This window comes from Streptosporangium sp. NPDC006930 (assembly GCF_040635605.1).
Taxonomy (GTDB): domain Bacteria; phylum Actinomycetota; class Actinomycetes; order Streptosporangiales; family Streptosporangiaceae; genus Streptosporangium.
This window is the reverse complement of sequence record NZ_JBEYID010000008.1, coordinates 323559-332104: the sequence shown is the minus strand read 5'-3', so window position 1 is coordinate 332104 and position 8546 is coordinate 323559. Positions and strand designations below refer to the sequence as shown.

Annotated in this window: 6 protein-coding genes and 2 tRNA genes; 1 reads left to right on the top strand and 7 read right to left on the bottom strand. The window is 66.4% G+C overall.

Going from position 1 to position 8546, the window contains the following annotated elements:
- Positions 1-645 precede the first annotated feature (645 nt).
- Entirely contained in the window at positions 646-1056 is a 411-nt protein-coding gene (locus tag ABZ664_RS17375) for a hypothetical protein (RefSeq protein ID WP_350947823.1), read from the top strand.
- 410 nt (positions 1057-1466) lie between these two features.
- Here the strand turns inward: ABZ664_RS17375 and ABZ664_RS17370 are convergent, their stop codons facing one another.
- From ABZ664_RS17370 to ABZ664_RS17340, 7 genes are all read right to left on the bottom strand, one after another.
- Complete coding sequence (locus ABZ664_RS17370; RefSeq protein WP_362510035.1) at positions 1467-1895, bottom strand: PH domain-containing protein; 429 nt, start codon at positions 1893-1895, stop codon at positions 1467-1469.
- 174 nt (positions 1896-2069) lie between these two features.
- Positions 2070-2146, bottom strand: a tRNA-Met gene (locus tag ABZ664_RS17365).
- A 224-nt stretch (positions 2147-2370) separates the two neighbouring features.
- Positions 2371-2447 (bottom strand) — tRNA-Met (locus ABZ664_RS17360).
- 71 nt (positions 2448-2518) lie between these two features.
- Positions 2519-5461 (bottom strand): UPF0182 family protein, encoded by a 2943-nt coding sequence (locus tag ABZ664_RS17355; protein WP_362510032.1) that lies wholly within the window; start codon positions 5459-5461, stop codon positions 2519-2521.
- A gap of 320 nt (positions 5462-5781) precedes the next feature.
- The gene (locus ABZ664_RS17350; RefSeq protein WP_362510029.1) at positions 5782-6828 is read right to left on the bottom strand and encodes a PDZ domain-containing protein; all 1047 of its coding nucleotides are present in this window, start codon (positions 6826-6828) and stop codon (positions 5782-5784) included.
- Positions 6829-6911: 83 nt separating this feature from the next.
- On the bottom strand, positions 6912-7337 hold the full coding sequence (locus tag ABZ664_RS17345) for a molybdenum cofactor biosynthesis protein MoaE (RefSeq protein WP_362510027.1): 426 nt from the start codon (positions 7335-7337) through the stop codon (positions 6912-6914).
- A 101-nt stretch (positions 7338-7438) separates the two neighbouring features.
- Positions 7439-8515 carry an NAD-dependent epimerase/dehydratase family protein gene (locus ABZ664_RS17340; RefSeq protein ID WP_362510073.1) on the bottom strand — a complete coding sequence of 359 codons (1077 nt, stop codon included), beginning with the start codon at positions 8513-8515 and terminating at the stop codon, positions 7439-7441.
- Positions 8516-8546 lie beyond the last annotated feature (31 nt).

Sequence of the window (8546 nt, the reverse complement as noted above, 5' to 3'; positions counted from 1 at the left end):
CTCCAAACAATGTCTGAACAGTCCTTACCCAGCTGAAAGCACCCACCCTCAACGGGTGAATGTGTTCAACCAAAGGAATCCATCCCCCACCACAAGGTGGTAGGACGGGGTTGTGCTTCATGCACTGGCTTTTAACACACTGTTGAGTTCTCAAGAAACGGACGCGTACACCATCACCCACACCCGACCAACCGGTCCGGCAGAACTCCGGGGCGTTCCATTTCGTATCACTATCTTATCGGAAGTGCCGGTTTCGTGTCAAACTGTCGGATTTTCCGACCATCGACTCGAACCCGCCGAACCCGCTAGGATTGCGACCACCCCGTTTCCAGGGCAACCCCTCTAACTTACTCCAACATCCGGTCGCTGTCCAATCACATGGACACATCCGGTTTGCCGGGATGGAGAGAGGGTTTTGCCGGGCAGTTAGTTCGCTCCTGGAGGTTTAAACCTGGAGGCTCGCTGCCCTGCGGAAAGAACACTACCAGGACTCTCACGTCACAGAGACAACTTGCCAACCATCCCGGAGACTCGCGCGTCCCAAACAGGCAAGCGCGCAACCAGACGTCAAGCCATCCGCAATCGACTCTGGATACGAAGAGGCGCGAGGGTCAGAATCCTGACTCCGCCGTGGAGGTGAGCACCATGACCCGCTCGGAGTTCGACGACATCCGCGCGCACATCGATGCGGAGGCCGACCACCCAGGCGACCTGCTGAGGGTTGCCAGGTCTCTGCTGAACGACCTTGAAGACGCACGTATGAGAGAGGCGACCCTCCGCGCCTACTATCTGCGTCTCCTCACCGCGGCTCGGGCGACGGTCGCCGCGGAGGCGGCCGGCTACCCGGAGCCGTTGACCTTCCTCACCGACGAGCTCGCCAAGCGCGGCCAGCTCCCGACATCCGAGGACGAGGTGAACCGGATCCTCGGCGACGCCCACACCGCGGCGGCGCTGCTGGCCTGCCTTGAGGAGAATCCTCTTGGGACGACCCCGATGAATACCGGAGGGTCTCGCGCGCGGAGGTGCGCCGGCACAAGCCGTAGCCTCCCGCGATGAGGCGTTCCGCGTCATTGACCTGGGCTTGAACCAAGATCTGTAAGACTCCAGGCATGTTGCAGCGAGGGCTGAATTGGGCTGCGGCGACCCTCGTGGGCGTCTTCGGCTTTGTCTGGACCGGTGTAGTGATGTTCGCGGCCGTCGAGACCTCGACGTGGACGTGGATAGGACAGGTCTCTTTCGGGGCCTTCCTCACCTGCTGGGCTTGCTACAAGGCGAGTCTGCTGGTGCGTTGCACCAAGCCCAGCTTCGTCCCGAGACATCGCCGAGTGAGGGTCAGAGCCTGAGGGATGTCCTCGCGAGCCGAGACCCGGCAGCCGCTCATCGGCGCCGGGTCCCGGTTCGGAGTAGGCACGGCGGGGGCGGTCCGGAACGGAGTCTCGCGTCCCGGCCGCCGGGGACCGGGCAGACTATGACCCCGTCCGGAACGAGCGGAGCTCGTCGGCCACCTGCCGGCACGGCACTCCCAGGTCGAACCGGCTGAGCAGGTGAATGCCCTCCCCCGTGTCGATCTCCAGGAGTTCCGTACGCGAGGTGAAGCGGGTCCTTGTGTCCACCCGGATACGCTCGACGGCGCTCCACGGCACCCGTTCGGATCCGGCGAAGCCCTTCACCACGACGAGACCCTCGCCATCGGCCGTGAGCCGTACCGGAGCGAGGAGATCGCGTACCACCAGCGCTGTCAGGATCGCGGCCGCGGCGCCCGCCAGGATCGCCCCCCGTGGGTCGTCGAGGGTGAGAACCGTGAGCACCGCGAGGGCGAACGCCCCGACGATCTTCATAATGAGGAGATCGCGGCGCACGCGCCAGCGCAGGACAGGTCCGGACGTTTCGCTCACAACGGCACGCCACCTCTCAAACTCAGGCATCTCTCGAAATGCCTCCCGCACGCCCGGCCCGACATCCCCTGGCGTGTACGGCGATGTGATGCCCCGGCCAAGCGCACGAAGGCGAGGTCTCGACTGCCGAAAACGCGGAAGGCCCTGATCTCTGGGAGATCAGGGCCTTCCGATTGGTAGCGGGGACAGGATTTGAACCTGCGACCTCTGGGTTATGAGCCCAGCGAGCTACCGAACTGCTCCACCCCGCGTCGGTGTGTGTTTGAACACTATCCGGGATTCCCCTCGGGCTGCAAATCGGCACGGGAATGCGAGGTCAGCGGCCTCACATCGCCCCGTGCGCGGAGCCTCTGGGATGTCACAGACGGGCACGAGGCGCTATCCCCATCGCAGAGCCTCTGGACGCGGTGGAGCCCGAGAAGGGAACAACAAAAAAAGCCCCGGTCGCCGTTTCCGGCGACCGGGGCCTTCTCATTGGTAGCGGGGACAGGATTTGAACCTGCGACCTCTGGGTTATGAGCCCAGCGAGCTACCGAACTGCTCCACCCCGCGTCGGTGTATGTCTCAACCATACCCGGCTTTGGTGGCGGACGCGAATCAGATCGCTGGGCCCCAATGTCTTTTTAGGGATTCGGTGTGGGTGTCGGTGTGGCGGATGGGACAGGCGTGGGTGTCGCCGACGGTGCCGGGGATCCCGACGCCGAGGGAGACGGGGTGGGCGCGGGGCTCGCCTCGGCGCCCTTCAGCTTCGACAGCGCCGCCTGGAGCTCCTTCTGGGCCTCGCCATAGTCGTTCCAGTTCGGCGGGTCGGCCTGGAGAGCGGCCTGCGCCTTGTCGTACGCCTTCTGCGCCTCGTCGATCGCCTGAGCCAGCGCGGTGGTGGGCTGGTTGGCGTTCGCCTCCTCTGCCGGCTTCCCCTCCCCCTGCTGCTCCTGTGGAGCGGCCTGGGTGCTGTCACCGAAGACCTGTTCCAGCGCACCCTTGAGCGTGTCGGCCGAGCCGACCTTGCTGCCGTAGGCCACCAGGACGCGGCGGAGGATCGGGTACGGCTCCTGACCGGAGGCGGCCGCGATCTCCACGTAGACCGGTTCGACGTAGACCAGGCCGTCGGCGAACGGCAGGGTCAACAGGTTGCCGTAGCGGACCTTCGCCTGGCCGAGTCCGAGCAGGTTCAGCTCACCGGAGAACTTGTTCTGGAAGTTGTTCTGCACCTGGCCGGGACCGGGGATCGTGGTGTTGGAGGGCATGCGCAGGATGCGCAGCTTTCCGTAGTCGTCTCCGGGGGTGGCGTCCACGGCCATGAACGCGGCCAGGTTGGGTCCCTGGCGCGGCACGAACGTGGTGGTCAGCGAGAACGTGGGCTTGTCGGTGCTCGGCATCTTGACCGACAGGTAGTACGGCGGCTGCTTGATGTCACGCTCGCCCGAGGACGGGTCGTTCGGGACGTTCCAGAAGTCCTGGCCGCTGTAGAAGGCGTTCGGGTCGGCGATGTGGTACTGGGAAAGCACGTCACGCTGGACCTTGAACAGCGCCTCCGGGTAGCGAAGATGCTGCCTGAGCTCGGGCGTCATCTCCGTCTGCGGCTTGATGACGCCGGGGAAGGCCTTGCGCCAGGTCTGCAGGATGGGGTCCTTCTCGTCCCAGGCGTACAGGTTGACGGTGCCGTCGTAGGCGTCGACCGTGGCCTTCACCGAGTTGCGCATGTAGTTGATCTGGTCGCGCGGCTGCGGGACCACTACGCGCGGGTCGGTGATGGTGTCGCGCGTCATCGCCTCCAGGCTCTTGCTCTGGGAGTACGGGTAGGCGTTGGACGTGGTGTACGCGTCGGCGATCCAGACCACCCTGCCGTCGACGATCGCCGGGTAGGGGTTGTCGTCCAGGCTCAGGAACGGCGCCACCTTGGCGATACGCTGCTGCGGGTTGCGCTCGTAGAGGATCTTGGAGTTCGGGTTGACGTCACCCGACAGCAGCAGGTTGATCTCGCCGTACTTGGCGGCGTAGAGCATCCGGTTGATGAAGGATCCGACCGGGACACCACCCTTGCCTTCGTAGGTGGTGTTCTTCTGGCCGGTGCCACCGCTCTCGGGGTAGTCGAGCTCCTGATTCCTCTGGCCGTTGCCACCGACGACGACGTACTCGGCCGCGCCGCGTGCCTCGCCGAAGTAGATCCGCGACTCCTTGAGCTTCGTCCGCTCCACCAGGGAACCGGTGACCGGCATGTCCTTGGCGTCGAAGTTGGGCAGCCCCTCGGAGTCGACCTCGTTGCCGGGCGCCGCCACGAAACCGTTGCCGTGGGTGTAGACGAGATGCCGGTTGATCCAGTTGTTCTGTTCGGCCGGCGGCCCCGTGAGCTCTCGCACGGCCACGACGGTGTCGCGCATCGTGCCGTTCTCGTCGGGGTAGCGGTCGACGTCGAGCGGGTCGTGGAAGTCGTAGTAACCGCGAATCCGCTGCTTCTGCTGGTACGTCTTCGCGACCAGGCTGGGGTCGAGCAGGCGCACGCCGGAGATGGAGCTGTCGGCGCTGACGTTGACCTTGCTCGGGTCGCCCTGAGCCGTGTAATCGATCACCTCGGCGTCGTTGACGTCGTAGGCTGTTCGGGTCGCGTCGATGTTGCGTTTGATGTATTCCTGCTCCTTGCCCTGCTGGTTCGGCTTGACCTGGAACTGCTCGACCAGGGCCGGGTAGACCCCGCCGATCAGGATGGCCGAGAGCACCAGGAGGCCGAAACCGACGCCGGGCAGCATGCCTCCGGCACGCACGACCCCGGCGAAGAACAGGACCGCGCAGATCAGGGCGATGATCGCCAGGATGGTCTTGGCGGGAAGCACCGCGTTGATGTCGGTGTACGAGGCACCGTGACGGAATCCTCTGTCGGAGAAGACCAGCCCGTATCGGTCGACCCAGTAGGCGACCGCCTTCAGCAGCACGAAGATGCCCAGCAGCACCGACAGGTGCGCCCGAGCGCCGCGCGAGGCGTGCACGCCTGGTGACTGGAGCCGGAACCCGCCGTACAGGTAGTGCACGATCGCCGACAGCAGGGCGGAGAGCACCACCGCGACGAACAGGAAGTTCAGCACCATCCGGATGAAGGGATAGGTGAACATGAAGAAGGAGATGTCCATCTTGAACTGCGGGTCGGTCGTACCGAACGGCGTCGCGTTGATGAACTCCAGCCAGGTCTTCCACTGACCTGAGAAGGACGAACCAGAGAACAGGCCGAGTACCGCCACACCGATCAGGAAGATCAGTTTGCGGTGCGGATCAAGGGCCATCCGATAGCGGTCGGCGCCGCTGGCGCCACCGAACATTCCCGGGCCGAACATCGGTCGCATGCGGTACGCCAGCAGCATGTTGCCGCCGACGATCCCGACCATCAGCAGTGCGCCGACGGCGAACAGCAGGATCTGCGTGACGATCACACCGGAGAAGACGGCCGTGTAGTCGACCGAGTCGTACCAAAGGTAATCAGTAAAAATACCGGCAAAGAGAAAGAAAAGGATAACTATCGCGCCCAGCGCGATCGCGACGGGAACTAGCAGTCGTGGCCGGCGGGGCAAGCGCATTGCCCTGCCGGCTCCGGGGGTCCGGAAGCTCAAGGCCAACCCCTTGTCGTAAGAGCACGGTCCGTGTCTGGCAACCTACACCGGCGGGCAATGGGCCGCGTTCAGCCTTTCGGGCACGGTCCGGCCACAACACCAACTGGTCTCGGGTCCTCAGGTCCAACGTACGAGGACCCCGATGAGTGCCCCGCCACGAGGCCCGAGACCCGGAAAACCAGATCTTTTACCTAATTGGGCGACGCGTCCCGCTTTCCGGGCTTCTCTTGCCACTCGCTCCCGAGGTCTCATTCCCTCGCCCAGGAGCCCCCGTCCGGCTTCGGGAGTCAGCCCGCCGGGCAGCTCGGCACGGAACCCGAGCCGGTGCGGATCGCGTCGATCGCCTGGACTGCCTCGCGCAGGGTCGCGACCTTGACCAGCCTGAGTCCGTCCGGGATCGCCTTGACCGCCTCCGCGCAGTTTTCCGTGGGGGTAAGGAAGATCGTCGCTCCCGCCTTCCTCGCGCCGACCATCTTCTGCTGGATGCCGCCGATCGGACCGACGTCACCCTCCGCGGTGATCGTCCCGGTCCCCGCGACGGACTTGCCGCCGGTCATCGCCCCGGGGGTGAGCTTGTCGACGATGCCCAGGGAGAACATCATCCCCGCGCTCGGTCCGCCGACGTCACCGACGTTGATCTTGACCTGGAAGGGGAACTTGTAGCCGACCCGCATGGTGATGCCCACGAGGGGGGCGCCGTCCTGGCCCGCGACGGTCGGGACGGTGATGGTCATGCTCTCGGCGCCCCGGTTGACGACAAAACCAACCTGCTCGCCCGGCTTGTGCCTGCGGACGGCGGCGGAAACGCTCTCGCGGTCGGACACGGGGGTGCCGTCCACCGAGACGATCTCGTCGCCGATCTTGAACTTCCCGTCTGCGGGCAGGCCCTTCTCCGTGGAGGCCACGGTCACGACCGAGCTGTAGGGGATCTTCAATTCCGTCAGCGCCGCCGCGGTCGCGTCGTCCTGGGAGTTCGTCATCTCCTGGGTGTTCTGCTCCTCGACCTCCTTCGCGGTGGTCGCGGGAGGGAAGATCGTCTCCTCGGGCACGACCGCGATGGTGGGATCGATCCATCCCCTGAGCGCGCTGAAAAGATCGATCCTGGTGCCGGGTCCGCCCTGGTAGGCGACGGTGACGAGGCTGAGCTTGCCTTCCGTCGGATACGTCTGGCGCCCCTCGACGCTGATCACTGGCTTGCCGTCGACGTCCCCGATGGTGTTCTCGGTCGGCCCTGGGCTCAGCACGACGTACGGGACCGGCAGCAGGGCGCCGACCAGCGCGAACATGAGCGTGAGGAAGCCCGCCACCATGAGGGTCAGCGCACGTCGGGACATGGACAAAGCCTATGCCGTACGACAGGTCATGAAACCGCACCCGGACGCCGCCGCGCCGACGGTCGCGTACCGGCCGGTCGATCTCACTCGCAGGCCCCCACCCACTCGGAGGAGCCGTCGGCGAAAAACTGGTTCTTCCAGATGGGGACCTGGCTCTTGAGGTCGTCGATCAGCCTGCGGGAGGCCTCGAACGCCTCGCCTCGGTGTGGCGCGGCGACCGCCACGACGACCGCGATATCGCCGAGCCGCAGGTCACCGACTCGATGGACGGCGGCGAGCGCGGTCACGGGGAAGTCCGTGGCGATCTTCTCCGCCACCCGGCGAAGCTCGTCCACGGCGCTCGGGTGCGCCGAGTAGGACAGGCTCGTAACCGGCTTGCCGTGGTCCTGCTCACGGACCGTGCCGACAAAGACCGTTGTGCCGCCCGCGGCGTGGTCACCGACGGCGGCGAGCACCTCGTCGACGGAGAGCACGCTGTCGCGAATATCGAGCAACCGGATGACATCCACGCCGCAAAGCGTACCGGCAGGGAAAAACGGCCCCCGCCGCGCACCTTCGCGGACGGGATCCGCGCCCGGACCCGTACGAGCCTGTACGCCCCGAGCGGACATCAGGTGGTGCGGCGCTTCTTGCGGGCGGCCCGGACGATCGCCGCGGTGCCGAGGACGGCGACGGTGGCGCCGGCCGCGGTGAGCGTGGCCTCCTTGCCGGACAGGCGACGGCCCACGACGGCGTGCCTGCCCTCGCGCAGCTTGAGGAGCTGCTCGAACGCGGCCTCGTTGCTCCACATCGGCTTCCAACCGGCCTCGCGCAGCGCGGCGCAGTCGACCACCCACGGGTAGACGACGTAGTGCAGGTCGGTGGCCGGGGCCGGGGTGATGCCGAGGCGGTGCAGGCGCTGGGCGGTGCCGAAGGTCAGCCCGGCGGGCAGCTCCAGCCGGCGCAGCCCGGAGATCTCCTCCACCTGCTCCTGCTCCAGCCACCCGTCGCCGCCGACGGCCACCACCCCCGAGACCGTGCCGAGCGCCGCCATCTCAAGGGCCGAGACGAGGTCGTCCACGTGGCAGAACTGCCAGCGAGGGGCGCATCCCTTCACGGTCAGCAGCCGGGGCGCCTCGAAGTGCCTGGTCACCACGCTGTCGACGCCGGGGCCGACCACGGCGGCGGGCCGGACCACCGTCACGCCGAGACCGGGGTGGCTGCGCAGGGAGCGGCGGGCCAGCGCCTCGATCTCCAGATGGTCGCCGACCATGCCCGTGTCGGGCTCGGCGGCGACCGGCGCCCCCTCGGGCAGCGGGACCGGGTTGTCGGGGACGGCTCCGTACACCATGGCACTGGTGACCAGCACGACCCGCCGCACCCGCGCGGCCGCGCTGGCGGTGAGCACCGTCTGGGCCGCTCGCAGATTGTAGGCGCGCCGCTCCGTCGGGTTGACGTCGAGCGCGTAGTCGGCGGCCAGATGCACGAGCACGTCAATATCAGATATGCGGTTCGCCAAGAGCGGATCTCGGACATCGAGGACCCGCCAGGTGACGTCGGGGACGTCACCACGCTGCTCGTCGATGGCCACGACCCTGCGGAAATCCGCAGACGAGGCGACCTTCGCGAGGAAGGCACGGCCTAGGCCCGAGGCGGCGCCGGTGACGGCGACGACGGGGGGCCGGGAGCGTTTCGAGGTAGGCACCAGGTCCTCACTTTGCACTGACCCGCCATACGAC